Below are 15,520 nucleotides of genomic sequence, written 5' to 3' on the forward strand. Positions count from 1 at the left end.
CCCCGCTGGCTACACTGCCCGGCATGGACGCGACGACGAGCCGCCACCGGCCGATGCTCCAGGCCCTGCGCGCCTTCAGCGAGCGCGCGGACCGACTCGTCGATGACGCCGCCCAGGAACTCGGCCTGCACCGCACCGACCTGCGCGCCCTGTCCGTCCTCATGGCACACGAGCACGCCGGGCAGGCCGCCACGGCCGGCGACCTGCGGCACGAGCTGAACCTCACCCCCGCCGCCACGACGGCCGTGCTCGACCGGCTCACCGCGTCGGGGCACGCCGTGCGTCGACGGGGGGACCACGACCGCCGCCAGGTGTTCGCCGCACCCACCGCAGCCGCAGCATCCGACGCGGCGCGCGCCTTCGCCCCACTCTCCGCCCGCATTGCGAACGTGCTCGACGGCGTCGACGACGCGGACCTGGCCGCGGCTCTGCGCGTGATCCGCGCGCTCGCCGACGCCCTCGAGGAGCCGACCTCGCAGATCGGCACCGCCGCACGGACGGCCCCCGCTTTCCACCCGGAAGCGGGGGCGAGCCCGCCGGAGCCCTCGTGCAGCAGATGAGCTCACCCTCGGCGGCGCGGCCCGTGCTGATCGGCATCGACGGACGGTCGGGGTCGGGCAAGTCCACGCTCGCCGCAGCCCTTCTCGCCCGCCTGAGCCCGCACGCGCACGTGTGCGTGCTGCCGCTGGAGTCCCTCTACCCCGGCTGGGACGGACTGGCGGTCCCGCTCGGCGACCACGGCGCCTATCCCTGTGCCCTGCGAGAGCTGACGGCGGGGCGGCCGGCACGGTGGCGCGCCTGGGACTGGCATGTCGGGACGCCGGGGCCCTGGCAGACGACCCCCGTGTGCGATGTGGTGGTCTGCGAGGGCGTGGGCGCCCTGTGCCGATCCGCCCGGCCGCTGCTGGACCTCACCGTGTGGCTGGACGGAGACGAGGCGGAACGCCGCCGGCGCGCGCTGGCCCGCGACGGCGACCTCTATGCACCGCACTGGCGGCGCTGGGCCGCGCAGGAAGAGCGATACTTGGCCGAGCACGCCCCGCGCGCGGCGGCCGATCTGCGGCTGCGTCTGGAGTGAGCCTCAGGCCCGCGGGATCAGCCAGGCGATGGTCTCGTCGATCCATTCATCGCTCATCCGCTGACCGAACAGCACGTTCATCAGGATCAGTGAGGTGAACACCTCGATGATCTTCTCCACGTCCAGGGCCGTGCCCAGCGACTGGCTGGCCGCCTCGAGTCGGCTCCCCACCTGCTCGGCGACGGGATCCACGAGCACCGCCCGGATGGTCTCACCGCGGCTGTCCTGCTGAGCGAGCGCACCGACCAGCCCCTGGGCCAGCTGCGACGCGCCTCCGCCTTCGATCTCGTGGCGCAGCAGGTGCATCCACACCCGCAGGTCCGCATGGAGATCGCCGGTGTCCTCAGGCCCCGGCAGCGGCAGGGTCAGGTACCCCTCGCCCACGGACTCCACGATGACATCGGCCTTGGACGGCCACCACCGATACACCGTCTGCTTGCTGACACCGGCGCGGGCCGCGATGCCCTCCATGGTCAGCTGCGCATACTGCCCCGGCGCCATGAGCTCGCCCGTGGCGCGCAGGATCGCTTCCCTCGAGGCCTGACTCCGCGGACGTCCACGACGCTTGGGCGCGGCCTCGGCGCGCTGCGACACCGCGTCGCCGGCGGCCCCGGCGACCGGCTCGGTCCGCTCGGCTTCCTCGCGCGTCGTCATGTTCATGTCATACAGCATACTCACAGCGGCGGCTGCGGCGAACTCGCCGACAACCGCCGCTCCAGGTCAGACCCCGATTCACCGGGTCCGCCGGACATCACCGTCACCCTTCTCGCCTCACGACTCACACCCGGCGTGGTGTCTTTCCCCACAGTCGAGAGCTGACCGGAGCGGAGCGCTCCGATTAGCCCTACACTTGCTGTGGCCGCGCCCGCTGTCTCCGCGCGCCCGCCGCGGCCCCGCTCACGTCCCTGCCCGAAAGGTCTGCCCTCCACATGGCCCAACTGCTCCACCGCCTCGGACTCGGCGCCGCGCGGCGTCCGCTGCTCGCGATCCTCGCGTGGGCCCTCGCCCTCGCGCTCGCGATCGGCGGCTTCCTCGCCTTCAGCGGCACCCTCAGCACCACCATCACGATCCCGGGCACCCCGACCTCCCAGCTCACCGAGAAGCTGCAGGACGAGTTCCCCGAGGCCGCGCACGGCTCCGGCGAGGTCGTGTTCACCACGACCGACGGGTCGGCGTTCACGCCGCAGCAGCGCCGCGAGATCGCTGATGTCCTCGAGGATGTGACGGCGATGGAGAGCGTCCACGACACGCGCGACCCCTTCGCCCTCGAGCAGCAGCGCGCCGACGGCGAGGAGGAACTGACGACGGGCCGCGCGGAGCTGAAGAAGAACAAGGAGAAGATCAGCTCCGGCGAGAAGGAGCTCGAGACCGCAAAGGAGGAGCTGGAGACGAGCCGCACCGAGCTCGAGGAGGCTCAGCGGACACTCGACGCCGCCAAGGAGGAGGCGCTCGAGCAGGGTGCGGCCGCCGGACTCACCCAGGCCGACGTCGACGCCCAGTTCGAGACTCAGCAGGACCAGCTCGACGCCGGTTTCGACGAGCTCGAGAAGGGCGAGAAGGAGATCGAGAAGAACGAGAAGGAGCTGGCCGAGGGCCGGAAGAAGATCAAGGACGGCGAAGCCGACCTCGAGACCGGCGAGCGGACCCTCGAGCTCACCGACGGCTACCGGAGCGTCTCCGAGGATGAGTCGACGGCCGTCGGCGCCGTGGTCTTCACCGACCCGCTGATCGACGTCGAGGCCGATCAGATGAAGGCCGTCTCCGAGGCGCTGGAACAGGCCGATGTCGACGGCGTGCAGATCCACCCGTCCCAGGCCATCAACGCGACCGTCCCGTCGATCGTGGGCCCGGCCGAGATCATCGGACTGGCCGTGGCCGCCGTCGTGCTGATCATCATGCTCGGCTCGTTCGTCGCCGCAGGCCTGCCCCTGCTGAACGCGCTGGTCGGCGTGGGTGTGGGGGTCTCCGGCGCCCTGGCGTTCTCCTCCCTCGTGCAGATGAACTCAGTGACCCCCGTGCTGGGCGTGATGCTCGGTCTGGCCGTCGGCATCGACTACGCGTTGTTCATCATCAACCGGCACCGCCAGCAGCTCAAGGCCGGCCTGGGCGTGCGCGAGTCGATCGCCCTGGCCGACGGCACGGCGGGCAATGCGGTCATCTTCGCCGGCCTGACCGTCGTGATCGCCCTGGCCGCCCTGAACGTCACCGGGATCCCGTTCCTCGGCCTGATGGGCACCGTCGGCGCCGTGTGCGTGGCCGTCGCCGTGCTCGTGGCCGTCACGCTCACCCCGGCGCTGCTCTCGCTGATCGGCGAGCGCGCGCTGTCGAAGAAGGAACGGGCCGCGCGGGCCGCCGGCGAGGTGCATGACCTGCATGCCTCGGTCTCCCGCCGGCCCGACGGCAGCGTGAAGACCCTGTCGACGCCGCGCGCCGTCCTCACGGCGCTGCTGGCGACCGCGGCGCTCGTCGTGATCGCCCTGCCCTTCGGTTCGATGCGCTTGGGCCTGCCCGACGGCGGCTCCCAGCCGATCGGCTCCGACTCTCAGCGTGCCTATGAGCTGATGGACGAGCGCTTCGGTCCCGGCTATAACGGCCCGCTCGTGGTCACGGCGGATCTGCCGGCCGGGCTGGACGAGAACGCGGCGACCTCCCGTCAGCTCGACATCGCCGAGTCCATCGCGCGGATGCCCCACGTCGAGGCGGCCGTCCCGGCCGCCGTCAACGAGGACCGGTCGATCGCGATGGTCCAGGTGATCCCCGAGACCGGGCCGAACGCCATCGAGACCGAACAGCTGGTGCACGAGCTGCGCACGACGCCCGGCCCGGACGGCGAGCACCTCGACGTCGCGGGCATGACCAGCGGCTTCATCGACGTCTCGGAGAAGCTCTCCGACGCGCTTCCGCTGTACCTGGGCCTGGTCGTGGGGCTGTCCCTGCTGATCATGGTCGTCGTGTTCCGGTCGCTGTTGGTGCCGCTGATCGCCACGGGCGGGTTCATGCTGTCCGTGTTCGCCGCGATGGGCGCCGTCGTGGCCGTCTATCAGTGGGGCTGGCTGGCCCAGGTGTTCGGCGTGCACGCGCCGGGCCCGGTGCTCAGCTTCCTGCCGACGATCATGATCGGCATCCTGTTCGGGCTCGCCATGGACTACCAGCTGTTCATCGCCTCCGGCATGCGAGAGGCCTACGCCCACGGCGCTCCGGCCCGAGCCGCGGTCCGTATGGGCCTGCGCACGGGGCGGTCCGTCGTGATCGCCGCGGCGATCATCATGGTCAGCGTGTTCGGCGGGTTCATCTTCTCCCACGACACGATGATCCGGCCGATCGGCTTCGGCCTGACGATCGGCATCCTGTTCGACGCGTTCGTCGTGCGCCTGCTGCTGATGCCCGCGCTGATGCACCTGCTCGGCGCCTCCGCGTGGTGGCTGCCGAGCTGGCTCGACCGGATCCTTCCGGACGTCGATGTGGAGGGCTCCCAGCTCGAACGGGAGCACCCCACCTCCGGTTCCGGCGCGTCCGCTGTCGAGTCCGATCCCGCCGGCGGGCACCGGCCTCGCCGGCCCACGCCGATCCCCGCGCGCGGCCCGGCGGACATCAGCTACCTACGGCACTGAGCCCCGGGGGCCGGCGTTAGCCTGAGCGCATGACCGACCATGCCTGCGGCCCGCTGGCCCCCTGTCTCGTGATGCTCACCCCCGCCGACGGCACCGGCTCGGCCTGGACCGTCGCGGAGGCGGACCCGAGGCAACCGCAGATCCTGGTGACCGATCAGGGGCTCACCCGCGGCGACGGCCTGTTCGAAACGGCCCTGGCCGTGCCGGACGACGCCGGCCACTTGCGCGTGCGCAAGCTCGAGGCCCATCTGCAGCGGTTGGCCGGCTCCGCCGCGGCCCTGCGCCTGCCGGTGCCCGGTGCCGACGACTGGCGGGCGGCGATCGAGACGGCCCTGCGCGGCTTCGCCGCGCACGCCCGCGCAGCCGGGTCCCTCGATGCCCGCGGCGTCGTGCGCCTGACGGCCACGCGCGGCCCGGAGCCGGCCGAGGAACGACCCGGCGGTGCCTCGGCGTGGGTGCTCGTCTCCCCTGCCCCGGCCCCGGACCCGGAGCTGCGGGACCGCGGCCTCGACGCGCTGCTGCTCAACCGCGGCCTGGACTCCCGCTCCGCCGAGCGCGCCCCCTGGCTGCTCACTGAGGCGAAGACGCTCAGCTACGCGATCAACATGGCCGCCCTGCGCCACGCCCGCGAGCAGGGCGCGGACGACGTCGTGTTCGTCTCCGCAGACGGCCAGCTGCTGGAGGGACCGACCTCCACGATGCTCTTGGCCCGTCGCGACCGGCAGGGTCGTCGCGAACTCGTGACGCCGCTGCGCCGGCAGGGCATTCTCGCCGGCACCTCGCAGGCGGTGGTCTTCGCCGGTGCCGAGGCCGCCGGATGGCGGCTCGGCTACGGCCCCCTCGTGCCCGCCGACCTCCTCGGCGGCCAGGACGCCCGGGTCGAGGGAGTCTGGCTCGTCTCCTCGGTGCGCGGCCTCATGCCCGTGCGCTCGCTGCGCGGTGAGGGCGTCGATATCCCGCAGCTTCCGGTCGACGCGGAGCTGACCGCCACCCTGGAGGGGTATCTGCGGCAGGACCTGCCGGCCGGACCGCACGGCAGCGCATCGGGCTGAGGCCCGTGGCCGCTAGGCTGGGCCGCAGAGCGTCGGCCTGAGGGTCGGCGCGTCGTTCGCACATGAGGAGAGGACCCCCGTGAACACCATCCTGCACAACCTCCTGGCCACCGGCATCAAGATCGGCGGCGGCATCGTCGGCACCAAGCTCGTCTCCGGCGGCTGGAAGCTCGCTACGGGCCACTCGGCCCCGAAGGACGCCACCGACGAGACCCTGCCGATCGTCGAGGCCCTGGCCTTCGCCTTCGTCTCCGCCGGCATCGGCGCCCTGCTCAAGGTGGCGGGCCAGCGCGGCGCCGGCAAGGCGATCGGCAAGATCGAGGCCAAGACCGGCCGGAACATCGACAACGAGGTCTGACGGGCCAGGCCACCGGTCCGGTGCGCTCAGTCGTGTTCCCCGTGTCGGCCGGTGCGCACGACGTCGGCCAGCTCGTCCCGATGCAGCCGCTCGCGCCGCACGTGCTTGGTGCGATACCCCGCGCGAGCGATCAGATGCGCCGCCACCGGACCGGTGAGGGCCTGCAGCACCCACGCCAGCACCAGCACCGGCAGCCACGGCCACGCCCGCCACTGCACGGCCAGGCCGGCCAGCAGCAGGAGCAGCCCGAGCACCTGGGGCTTCGCGGCCGCGTGCATCCGGGTGAGCAGATCCGGCAGCACCATCAGCCCCACGCCGGCGATCAGCGAGAGCAGACAGCCGCCGATCAGCAGCACCGCGGACACGACGTCCCACACCAGGTCGAGCTCAGCCACGGTGCTCCTCCTTCATCGCCGACGCGGTGTCCTCGCCCGCGCGCACCCGATCGTTCGGCTCGCGCCCGTGCTCGGGACGCAGGTCCTCGACGAACCGGGCGATCGTGACGGAGCCGACGAAGCCCACCATCGCGGCGAGCATGACCAAGACGATCGTCTGGGTGTGACCGCGCACGGCCATATCCAGCACCAGCGCCGCCCCGAGCACGACGAGCAGCACGTCCGAGGCGATGGCCCGGTCCAGCAGGGACGGCCCGCGCACGATCCGGTAGATGGCGCCCGCCGCGCCGACGGCGAGCATCGTCCCACCGACGATCCCGGCCACGAACAGGGGTGTGCTCATCCTCGCTCCTTCTCGGTCGTCGCCTGCCGCGGCCCGGCCCCGGAAACCTCGGCCGACGGCGGCTCCTCGGCGTCGGGCCGGTGCGGTGCCGGTTGCCCGGGAACGTCGATCTGCTCGAACGGCGGGGCCGAGACCGGATAGCGCCGCAGCAGCTCCCGATCCTCCCGTGAGCCGATCGCCCGGATGATCGCCGCCTCCGTGGCCAGTGCCTCCGCCTTAATCGACTCGATGGCCTCGTCGTCCGAGACGTCGAGACAGTGGAGGTACAGGGTCGCGGTCACGCGGTCGACGTCCAGGACGATCGAGCCGGGCACGAGCCCGAGCGCATGACTGGTGAGGGTCAGGATCATGTCCTGGTGGCTGCGCAGCCGCATCTCGACGATCGAGTGCCGGGAGACCCGCGGACGGACCATCACGACCCAGGCCACCTGGAGCGAGCCGAGGAGGACGGACCACAGGAACCGGGCGGTGAACACGAGGCAATACCAGGGGTGCAGTCGGCCCGGGAACGGGATCGTCGGCAGCGGGAACACCCACATCACCAGCAGGGAGAACACCGCTCCGGTCAGCAGCACGTGCGGGCCGAAGTCCTGCCATGCCGCCGCCCAGAGCACGCTCATCACGGCCACCATGGACCACTGGGGGCGCCGAGCACCGCCGCGGCGGCCGCCCGGGCGCGCGCCGTCCGTGGTGTCGGAGGCCGCATCGGCCGGGGCCGTGCTGCCCCGTTCCCGCGCCGGTCCGGTGTCAGTCGCGGTCATCGCTGGCCTCCGTGGGGTCGGCCGCCAGGTCGCGGGCGGCGTCCTGGGCCGCCTCGTCGCCGAGCACGGCGGAGATGTAGGGGGTGCGGGACATCATGTCGGCCGCAGCCCGGTCGGACAGGTCGTAGAGCGGGCCCGCCAGCACGGTGAATGCCAGGCCCAGCGCGACCAGTCCCGCCGTCGGCAGCACGAGCCCCGGACTCAACGGTTTGGGCCGCTTGCCCGCGGTTTTGGCCCGTTGATAGGCGGAGACCAGCTGTGCCGGAGGATGCTCGACGTCCTCGAGTCGGCGCCAGAAGGCCCGGACCCACGCGCGCACCATGACCAGCAGGGTCAGCAGCGACACGATCAGGCTGACCGCGACGAGCGTGTAAGACAGGCCCGTGTCCTGCTCGACGCCGCCGGCGATCAGCCCGATCTTGCCGAGGAACCCGGAGAACGGCGGGATGCCGGCCAGGTTCATCGCGGGGATGAAGAACAGCACCGCGACCAGCGGGGAGACGAAGGCGAGGGAGCCGAGGCGCTCGAGATTCGCCGTGCCGGCCCGGTTCTCGATCAGCCCGGTCACCAGGAACAACCCGGTCTGCACCGTGATGTGGTGGGCGACGTAGAAGACCGTCGCGGCGAGCCCGAGCTGCGTGGCCAGCCCGAGGCCGAAGACCATGTAGCCGATATGGGACACGAGGGTGAAGGAGAGGATGCGCTTGATGTCCGCCTGCGCCATCGCGCCGAAGATGCCGACCACCATCGTCAGGGCCGCGACCACCATGAGCAGGGCGTTCACGTGCTCGCCCGGGAACAGCAGGGTCTCGGTGCGGATCATCGCGTACACGCCGACCTTGGTCAGCAGCCCCGCGAAGACCGCCGTCACCGGGGCCGGCGCCGTCGGGTAGGAGTCCGGCAGCCAGAAGGACAGCGGGAAGACCGCCGCCTTAATCGCGAAACCGGCCAGCAGCATCACGTGCAGCACCATCTCCACGTCCGCGGGCAGCTCGCCGAGGCGGACGGCCAGGTCCGCCATCGTCACGGTGCCGGTGGCGGCGTAGATCATGCCGATCGCCACGAGGAACACCACGGAGGAGATCACAGAGACGACGACGTAGGTGATGCCCGCGCGGATGCGCTGACCGGTGCCGCCGAGCGTGAGCAGCACGTAGGAGGCGGTCAGCAGGATCTCGAACCCGACGTACAGGTTGAACAGATCCCCGGCGAGGAACGCATTGGACACGCCCGCCACAAGGATCAGATAGGTCGGGTGGAAGATCGAGACGGGCCCACCCTGGTCCTCGTCGACGACGCCCTGGGCGGTCGCGTAGATCAGCACGGCGAGGGTGACCAGCGAGGAGATCACGAGCATCAGCGCCGAGAGCCGGTCCACCACCAGGGCGATGCCGTAGGGCGGATCCCACGCGCCGACCGAGACGGATGCGGCCCCGACGTCCCAGACGGCCGCGAGCAGCAGCGCGTTGAGCACGAGCGTGAGCACCAGCGCCACGATGGTGACGGTGATCTGCGCGCGCGGTCGGCGCACGAGGGTGAAGGTCAGCGCCGCGCCCAAGATGGGCAGCATGACGGACAGCGGCGCGAAGTCGGTGATCGGCAGCCCAGCCAGATGGATCACGACCGGTCACCGTCCGAGTGCGGGGTGCGCGAACCGGCGCGGCGCCCGGCACGGCGGGCGGCCCATCCGGTGCCGGCGCCGCGGCGGACCGCCGTGGCGGTGGCCGCTTCCGGCTGCTCCGGGCTCGTGTGCTCGTACTCCGCGTTCGGGTCGCGGTCCTCGTCCAGGAATTCCGAGGTCTCCTCCTCCAGTTCCGAGTCCTCCTCTGCGTCGTAGAGGTCCTGCGAGGCCACCTTGAGGTCCTCGGCGTCCACCTCGACCTCGTCCTCGCGGCTGAGCTGCCAGGAGCGATAGATCATCGCCACCAGGAACGCCGTGACGGCGAAGCCGATCACGATCGCGGTGAGCATGAGGGCCTGCGGGAGCGGGTCGTTGTACTCCTGCCCCGGACGACCGGGGACGTACAGGGGCGCCTCGCCGGGCGGGCCGCCGGCGACCAGCAGCAGCAGAATCGTCGCGTTGGTCATCAGCACGATCCCCAGCAGGATCCGGGTCAGGTTGCGTTCCAGCACCATGTAGACGCCGCACGCGTACAGCACCCCCATGGCCACCAACAGGGCAATGTTCACGGTCATCGACGGGCCTCCTCGTCGGTGGCGGCGTTCCCGGACCCGCCGGCGTCACGGACCGCGGCGGACGCGGCCGGGGCGGCGGTGGCCGGAGCGGCGCCGCTCTGGCGGGTGGCCAGCGCCTCGGCACGCTGGCGACGGGCGCGATGGCGCCGCACACGAGCGCGCTCGCGCACCGCACGGGCCTCGTCCCCGCGCCGGTCGATCTCCGCGCCGAGCGCGCGGAGCACATCCAGCACGAGGCCGACGACCACCAGGTACACGCCGACGTCGAAGGCGGTCGCGGAGACCAGCTTGACGTCGCCGAACAGCCAGAGCCCGTGCAGGGTGAGCGCGGCGGACTGCAGCACCTGGCTGCCGAAGATCAGGGGCACCAGGCCGGTCACGGTCGCGATCGCCAGACCGAGGCCGAGCAGCACGCCGGCCGGCACGCGCATGGCCTGCTGCAGCTCGTACCGACCGCCGGCCAGGTAGCGCAGCGTGAGCGCCAGACCGGCGAGCAGGCCGCCGGCGAAACCGCCGCCGGGGGTGTTGTGCCCGGCGAGCAGCAGATAGATCGAGTACAGGACCATGGCGTGGAACAGCATGCGGGTGATGACCTCGAGGACGATCGAGCGCCGCTCGGGCGCGAGCGTACGCCCGGCCTCGAGCCAGGTGGCCGAATCTTCCGTCGAGAAGCGGCGCACGGTGCGCAGCACGGCGGTGCCCATCGAGCCCTCGCTGTTGATCCGCCCCACCGAACCGGTCTGCACGTCCGCGAGACGACCGCCGCGACGGTCCCGCTGCTGGAGGAAGATCAAGGAGGCCACGCCCGTGGCGGCCGCCGCCAGCACGGTGATCTCCCCCCAGGTGTCCCACGCGCGGATGTCCACGAGGATCACGTTGACCACGTTCGTGCCGTCGCCCTCCTTGTAGGCCATCTCGGGCATGGGCACCGACACGCGTTCGGCGGTGCGGGAGGCCAGCGAGGTGGCCGCGACCCACATCATCACCAGGGCGAAGCCGACGGCGATCACTGCCCGCACACCCCGGGCGCGGGGGATGCCGTGGCCGTACCAGCTCGGTGGCAGCACCCGCAGGCCCAGCACCATCGTCACCAGCACGATCGTCTCGACGAGCACCTGGGTGATGGCGAGGTCGGGGGCGCCGCGCAGGGCGAACAGGGCCGCGGCGCCGTAACCGGTGACCGCGACCAGCAGGATCGCCATGAAGCGCTTGGCAGCGCCGATCGACGCGATCGCACCGGCCACGATCACGGCGACCACGAACGCCTGCGCCCAGTTCTCCGCCGCCACGACGCCGGAGGACAGCCACGCCCCGACCAGCGGCCGGGTCTCGCCGCCGACCGGGAACACCATGAACAGCGCCGGCAGCACGAGCGCGACGGAGAGGATGATGCCCAGGTAGCGGCTGAGCGAGCCGGTCTGGGTGCGACCGGTGACCCACACGGCGGCCACGTCGAAGGCGCCGACGATCAGCTGATAGCCGCGGGCCGCCTCGAACGGGAACGCCACGCGGGCCTGCAGCCGTTCAAGCCCGGACCGCCGCCAGATGAGCAGGGCGCCGGTGAGCACGATGAGCACGGACAGGCCCAGCGCCGGGGTCAGGCCGTGCCAGAGCGCGAGATAGGCGGGCTTGTGGCCGGCCTCGAGCGGGGCGAGCGCACCCGTGAAGGCGGTGATCAGGTGCTCGACGGCTCCCGGCACGACGGCGGCGGCCACGCACAGCAGCGCCAGGATCGCCGCCGGGGCCAGCTCGGAGACCGTGACGCGCGAGCGGAACGGCGTCGGCGGCACGGTCTGACGCGACCCGTCCTCGCCGACGACGTGCTTGGTGGCGAACGCACCCCAGAGGAAGCGGCCCGTGTAGGCGACGGTGAGAACGGACCCGAGCACGAGCCCGACCGGCACCGCCCACCACCAGCCGCCGCCGTGTTCGGCCGCGGCCAGCGTCGTCTCGAGCACCGATTCCTTCGCCACGAACCCGAACAGCGGCGGCAGCCCCGCCATCGACGCCGCGGCGAGGCACGTGACGAGGAACAGTCCGGTGTTGCGGCGCCCGATCCCCGAGAGCCTGCCGATCTCGCGGGTGCCGGCCTCGTGGTCGATGATGCCGACCACCATGAACAGGGGCGCCTTGAACAGGGCGTGGGCCAGCAGCATCGCCAGGCCCGCCATCGCGGCGTCGCGCGTGCCCAGACCGTTGGCGATCATGAGGAACCCGAGCTGGCTGACGGTGCCGTAGGCGAGGATCAGCTTGATGTCCTTCTGCCGCAGCGCTCGCCACCCGCCGACCAGCAGGGTGAGCAGCCCGACGCCGAGCACGAGCGTCCGCCAGCTGAGCAGCTCGCCGTAGGCCGGGGCCAGCCGGGCCACGAGGAACACGCCCGCCTTCACCATGGCGGCGGCGTGCAGATACGCCGAGACCGGCGTGGGTGCCGCCATCGCGGACGGCAGCCAGAAGTGGAATGGCACCTGCGCCGACTTGGTCAGCGCGCCAAGCAGCACGAGCGCGACCGCCGCCTCGAGGTATCCACGTGAGACGCCGCCGTCGAGCAGGGCCGGAGCGGCCTCCACGACCGCCGAGACGCGCCACGACCCGGCGGCGATGCCGAGCATCACGAGGCCGACGAGCATCGCCAGGCCCCCGAGTGTGGTGACGATCAGCGCCTGGATCGCCGAGCGGCGGGCGAAGATGCGCTGCCCGGAGTACCCGATCAACAGGAACGACAGGACCGAGGTGATCTCCCAGAACGTGTAGAGCACCATCAGGTCGTCGGTGGTGACCAGCCCGAACATCGCGCCGGCGAAAGCGAGCAGCTGCGCGCCGAACACGGCGTCCTTGGGCTCGTGGCGGCGGAAGTAGCGGGCACAGTAGGCCAGCACGAGCGCCCCGACGCCGAGCACGATCAGGGCCATGAACGCCGAGAGCGCGTCGAGGCGGAAGGCGAGGGAGACGCCCAGGTAGGGAATCCACTCGATCTCACGCACCAGGTGCGCGGATCCGGCGGGCACGGGCTCGCCCGCGTCGAGCGCGGACTGCAGGGAGAGGACCGCGGGCAACTGGGTCAGCAGCCAGAGGAACCCGGCCGCCGGCGCTGCGGCGAGCGCGTAGAACCCGTCACGACCCGTCCACCGGAAGAGAAGAGGCGCGGCGCAGGCCACGGTGAACAGGCCGATCAGGGTGACGAGCATGCAGTCCCTTCGTCGTGGCGGGGTCGGGACTCACCCGCGTCATGCAGAGCAAGCGGTGCCGGGTCGGGCGAGGGTTGCAGGCATTCTACCGAGTCGCACCGTCCGGCTCCATATTCCGGGGACCGCTCGCCCCCGGCGCTCAGCGCTCGACGACGGTGCGGTGGAAGTTCAGGTGCGACCGGGAGGCCGTCGGCCCGCGCTGGCCCTGATACCGGTTCCCGTGCGGGCCGGAGCCGTAGGGGTGCTCGGCGGGGCTGGAGAGCCTGAAGAAGCACAGCTGGCCGACCTTCATGCCGGGCCAGAGCTTGATGGGCAGCGTCGCCATGTTGGACAACTCGAGCGTGACGTGCCCGGTGAACCCGGGGTCGATGAACCCGGCGGTCGAGTGAGTCAGCAGACCCAGACGACCCAGGGAGGACTTGCCCTCCAGACGGGCGGCGACGTCCGCGGGCAGGCTCACCTGCTCGTACGTGGAGCCCAGGACGAACTCGCCGGGGTGCAGCACGAACGGCTCGTCGGGATCCACCTCGACCAGGCGCGTCAGTTCGTCCTGCTCCTGGGCGGGATCGATGTGCGCGTACCGGTGGTTGTCGAAGAGCCGGAAGTGGCGGTCCAGGCGGACATCGAGGGAGGCCGGCTGGACGAAGGAGGGGTCGAACGGGTCCAGGGCGACGCGCCCTGCCTCGATCTCGGAGCGGATATCGCGGTCACTGAGCAGCACGGGTTCACGGTAGCGCAGTCCGGCCGGCGCGCACCGGCACCGACCGTGGCGTGGTGTAGGGTGGTCCTCGCGCCGCAGGCGGAATGCCGAGCGGTTGCGCGGGCGTAGCTCAATGGTAGAGCGCTTGCTTCCCAAGCAAGATACGCGGGTTCGATTCCCGTCGCCCGCTCCGTTCATCGCGGAGTCCGCTCCGCCGCAGGCCCGGTTCTCGCCGGGCCTTTCGCGTCCCCGCAGCGACAGACAGAGCAGGCGGCCGACCGGTATGCGGGGCCGCCGGGAAGGGTCAGGGTGGGTCAGGTCCTCTCGGGCTTCACCGTCGTCTGGGTCATCATCGGCGTCGGCATGCTCGTGGGGCGCACCGGCGTCCTGGGTCCGGAGGCCCGGCCGGTCCTGTCCCGCGCGGCCTTCTTCATCGGTTCCCCCGCCTTGCTGTTCACGACGCTCGCGACCGCGGACGTCGGCGCCGTGCTCGGTCCGCAGCTGGGGGTCGCCGCCTCATCCGGGCTGCTGTGCGCGGCCCTGCACATGAGCCTGTCCCGGCTGCTGTTGCCCCGGCGGGCCAACTCGGAACGGATCATTCACGGTCTGAGCGCCTCGATGGTGAACTCGGCCAATCTGGGGCTGCCGGTCGCCGCCTACGTGTTCGGCGACGCCGCGCTCGCCGCCCCCGTGATCCTCTTCCAGCTGGCGCTCTACACGCCCCTGTACATCACGGCGCTCGAAGCGACGCTCTCCGCCGAGAGCGCCCGAGCCCCGGACGGGGTCCCGGCCGCCGGCCCGACGCCGTTCTCGCGCCGTCGGCGGGTGCTGCGACAGCTCGCGCAGACGGGGCGGAACCCGTTGATCATCGGCTCGCTGGGCGGCCTGGTGGTCTCCCTGACCGGGTGGGGCCTGCCCGATCCGCTGTGGGACTCGATCGAGCTGATCGGCGGGCTGTCCATCCCGGCCATGCTGATCGCGTTCGGCATGTCCCTGGTCGGCTCGCGCCCGCTGCGCCGGGCCGAGGGCCGACTGCCGGACACGCTGCTGGCCGCCGGGTGCAAACTCGTGCTGCATCCGCTGGCGGCCTGGACGATCGCAGCGCAGGTCTTCGCGCTCAGCGGCCAGGACCTGCTGGTCGCGGTGGTGCTGGCCTGCCTGCCGACGGCGCAGAATGTGTACGTCGCGGCCGTGCGCTATGAGACCGGCGAGGTGGTCGCGAAGGACGCCGTGCTCCTGACGACCGTGCTGGCGATTCCCGTCATGGTCGGCGCCGCCGCCGCGCTGGGCTGAGGCACGCGGCGCGCGGGCGCCGCCTCAGGCAGCGCCGTGGCCGTGCAGGGACTTGGCCCAGTGCTCGATCTCGTCCCACTGGCGGAAGTCGCCGAAACGCGCGCCGGCCAGCTTGATCTTCAGCTTGTCCAGGAACCCGAGGCGCTCCTCGACGACCGCGCCGCGGAAGTAGCCGATCTCCCGCGGGCCGTAAGCCTCGAGCTTGGCTCGCAGGTCCGCGTCGAGCTCCGGTGCGCCGCCGGAGACCAGCAGCACGAGCGGCTTCTTGGTCAGCTCGGCGCGGCGGGTGTCCAGGAATCCCTGCGCGTCCTTGGCGAGCCGACCGTTGTACACCGGCGCGGCGACGACCACGGCGTCGGCCGTGGCCAGCCACACCGCCGCCTCCGAGACGTCCTCCACAACCGTGTCGATGGCCTGGGCGTCGCGCAGGGTCTGGGCGACGCGCTCGGCGATCTGCCGGGTGGAGCCGTGGGCGGAGGAGGAGACGACGAGCGTGGTCATGGAAGTGCGGTCCTCACTGGATCGGGGGCGAGCGAGTCGACAGG

The 15,520-nt window shown here is 71.7% G+C and carries 15 protein-coding genes and 1 tRNA gene; 7 read left to right on the forward strand and 9 right to left on the reverse strand.

The genetic code is table 11. From position 1 onward, the window contains the following. Positions 1-23 precede the first annotated feature (23 nt). Positions 24-560, forward strand: a complete 537-nt coding sequence (locus tag HDA30_RS07155) for a MarR family winged helix-turn-helix transcriptional regulator (protein ID WP_158496441.1) — start codon at positions 24-26, stop codon at positions 558-560. Then, positions 557-1,078, forward strand: a complete 522-nt coding sequence (locus HDA30_RS07160; RefSeq protein WP_184241502.1) for a nucleoside/nucleotide kinase family protein — start codon at positions 557-559, stop codon at positions 1,076-1,078. The genes HDA30_RS07155 and HDA30_RS07160 overlap by 4 nt, the downstream gene beginning before the upstream one ends. A gap of 3 nt (positions 1,079-1,081) precedes the next feature. Here the strand turns inward: HDA30_RS07160 and HDA30_RS07165 are convergent, their stop codons facing one another. Then, a complete protein-coding gene (locus tag HDA30_RS07165; RefSeq protein ID WP_221419058.1) occupies positions 1,082-1,738 on the reverse strand; it encodes a TetR/AcrR family transcriptional regulator in 657 nt (218 codons plus the stop codon). A 269-nt stretch (positions 1,739-2,007) separates the two neighbouring features. On the opposite strand from HDA30_RS07165, the gene HDA30_RS07170 reads away from it, so the two are divergent. The 3 genes from HDA30_RS07170 to HDA30_RS07180 all read left to right on the forward strand — a co-directional run bounded on the left by HDA30_RS07170 (position 2,008) and on the right by HDA30_RS07180 (position 6,099). Further along, positions 2,008-4,689 (forward strand): MMPL family transporter, encoded by a 2,682-nt coding sequence (locus HDA30_RS07170; protein ID WP_184241503.1) that lies wholly within the window; start codon positions 2,008-2,010, stop codon positions 4,687-4,689. Between the two features lie 29 nt (positions 4,690-4,718). After that, positions 4,719-5,741: an aminotransferase class IV gene (locus HDA30_RS07175; RefSeq protein ID WP_158496438.1), complete on the forward strand. Its 1,023-nt coding sequence runs from the start codon at positions 4,719-4,721 to the stop codon at positions 5,739-5,741. Between the two features lie 79 nt (positions 5,742-5,820). Further along, positions 5,821-6,099 carry a DUF4235 domain-containing protein gene (locus HDA30_RS07180; protein ID WP_158496437.1) on the forward strand — a complete coding sequence of 93 codons (279 nt, stop codon included), beginning with the start codon at positions 5,821-5,823 and terminating at the stop codon, positions 6,097-6,099. A 26-nt stretch (positions 6,100-6,125) separates the two neighbouring features. On the opposite strand, the gene mnhG is transcribed toward HDA30_RS07180, so the two are convergent. The 7 genes from mnhG to dcd form a co-directional block, all read right to left on the reverse strand. After that, on the reverse strand, positions 6,126-6,494 hold the full coding sequence (gene mnhG, locus HDA30_RS07185; RefSeq protein WP_158496436.1) for a monovalent cation/H(+) antiporter subunit G: 369 nt from the start codon (positions 6,492-6,494) through the stop codon (positions 6,126-6,128). Continuing rightward, entirely contained in the window at positions 6,487-6,837 is a 351-nt protein-coding gene (locus tag HDA30_RS07190; RefSeq protein WP_158496435.1) for an MrpF/PhaF family protein, read from the reverse strand. Before HDA30_RS07190 ends, mnhG begins: the two co-directional genes overlap by 8 nt. Beyond that, complete coding sequence (locus HDA30_RS07195) at positions 6,834-7,598, reverse strand: Na+/H+ antiporter subunit E (RefSeq protein WP_184241504.1); 765 nt, start codon at positions 7,596-7,598, stop codon at positions 6,834-6,836. The genes HDA30_RS07190 and HDA30_RS07195 overlap by 4 nt, the downstream gene beginning before the upstream one ends. Continuing rightward, positions 7,585-9,168: a Na+/H+ antiporter subunit D gene (locus HDA30_RS07200; RefSeq protein WP_246418873.1), complete on the reverse strand. Its 1,584-nt coding sequence runs from the start codon at positions 9,166-9,168 to the stop codon at positions 7,585-7,587. Before HDA30_RS07200 ends, HDA30_RS07195 begins: the two co-directional genes overlap by 14 nt. A gap of 47 nt (positions 9,169-9,215) precedes the next feature. Further along, positions 9,216-9,794, reverse strand: coding sequence for a Na(+)/H(+) antiporter subunit C (locus HDA30_RS07205; RefSeq protein WP_158496433.1), 579 nt, complete (start codon positions 9,792-9,794; stop codon positions 9,216-9,218). After that, on the reverse strand, positions 9,791-12,982 hold the full coding sequence (locus tag HDA30_RS07210; protein ID WP_184241505.1) for a Na+/H+ antiporter subunit A: 3,192 nt from the start codon (positions 12,980-12,982) through the stop codon (positions 9,791-9,793). The genes HDA30_RS07205 and HDA30_RS07210 overlap by 4 nt, the downstream gene beginning before the upstream one ends. Before the next feature lie 139 nt (positions 12,983-13,121). Further along, positions 13,122-13,703, reverse strand: a complete 582-nt coding sequence (gene dcd, locus HDA30_RS07215) for a dCTP deaminase (protein ID WP_158496431.1) — start codon at positions 13,701-13,703, stop codon at positions 13,122-13,124. 98 nt (positions 13,704-13,801) lie between these two features. Between dcd and HDA30_RS07220 the strand changes: the two genes are divergently transcribed. After that, positions 13,802-13,872, forward strand: a tRNA-Gly gene (locus tag HDA30_RS07220). Positions 13,873-13,991: 119 nt separating this feature from the next. Continuing rightward, a complete protein-coding gene (locus HDA30_RS07225) occupies positions 13,992-14,975 on the forward strand; it encodes an AEC family transporter (protein WP_158496430.1) in 984 nt (327 codons plus the stop codon). Positions 14,976-14,999: 24 nt separating this feature from the next. Here HDA30_RS07225 and HDA30_RS07230 read toward each other — a convergent pair whose 3' ends face one another. Continuing rightward, on the reverse strand, positions 15,000-15,476 hold the full coding sequence (locus HDA30_RS07230; protein ID WP_184241506.1) for a flavodoxin domain-containing protein: 477 nt from the start codon (positions 15,474-15,476) through the stop codon (positions 15,000-15,002). Positions 15,477-15,520 lie beyond the last annotated feature (44 nt).

It is taken from the genome of Micrococcus cohnii (assembly GCF_014205175.1).
GTDB lineage: Bacteria > Actinomycetota > Actinomycetes > Actinomycetales > Micrococcaceae > Micrococcus > Micrococcus cohnii.

Coding starts and splice junctions, on each gene's coding strand:
- HDA30_RS07155 (WP_158496441.1), top strand. CDS start 24: ATGGACGCGACGACGAGCCGCCACCGGCCGATGCTCCAGGCCCTGCGC.
- HDA30_RS07160 (WP_184241502.1), top strand. CDS start 557: ATGAGCTCACCCTCGGCGGCGCGGCCCGTGCTGATCGGCATCGACGGA.
- HDA30_RS07165 (WP_221419058.1), bottom strand. CDS start 1,738: ATGAACATGACGACGCGCGAGGAAGCCGAGCGGACCGAGCCGGTCGCC.
- HDA30_RS07170 (WP_184241503.1), top strand. CDS start 2,008: ATGGCCCAACTGCTCCACCGCCTCGGACTCGGCGCCGCGCGGCGTCCG.
- HDA30_RS07175 (WP_158496438.1), top strand. CDS start 4,719: ATGACCGACCATGCCTGCGGCCCGCTGGCCCCCTGTCTCGTGATGCTC.
- HDA30_RS07190 (WP_158496435.1), bottom strand. CDS start 6,837: ATGAGCACACCCCTGTTCGTGGCCGGGATCGTCGGTGGGACGATGCTC.
- HDA30_RS07195 (WP_184241504.1), bottom strand. CDS start 7,598: ATGACCGCGACTGACACCGGACCGGCGCGGGAACGGGGCAGCACGGCC.
- HDA30_RS07200 (WP_246418873.1), bottom strand. CDS start 9,168: ATGCTGCCCATCTTGGGCGCGGCGCTGACCTTCACCCTCGTGCGCCGA.
- HDA30_RS07205 (WP_158496433.1), bottom strand. CDS start 9,794: ATGACCGTGAACATTGCCCTGTTGGTGGCCATGGGGGTGCTGTACGCG.
- HDA30_RS07210 (WP_184241505.1), bottom strand. CDS start 12,982: ATGCTCGTCACCCTGATCGGCCTGTTCACCGTGGCCTGCGCCGCGCCT.
- HDA30_RS07230 (WP_184241506.1), bottom strand. CDS start 15,476: ATGACCACGCTCGTCGTCTCCTCCTCCGCCCACGGCTCCACCCGGCAG.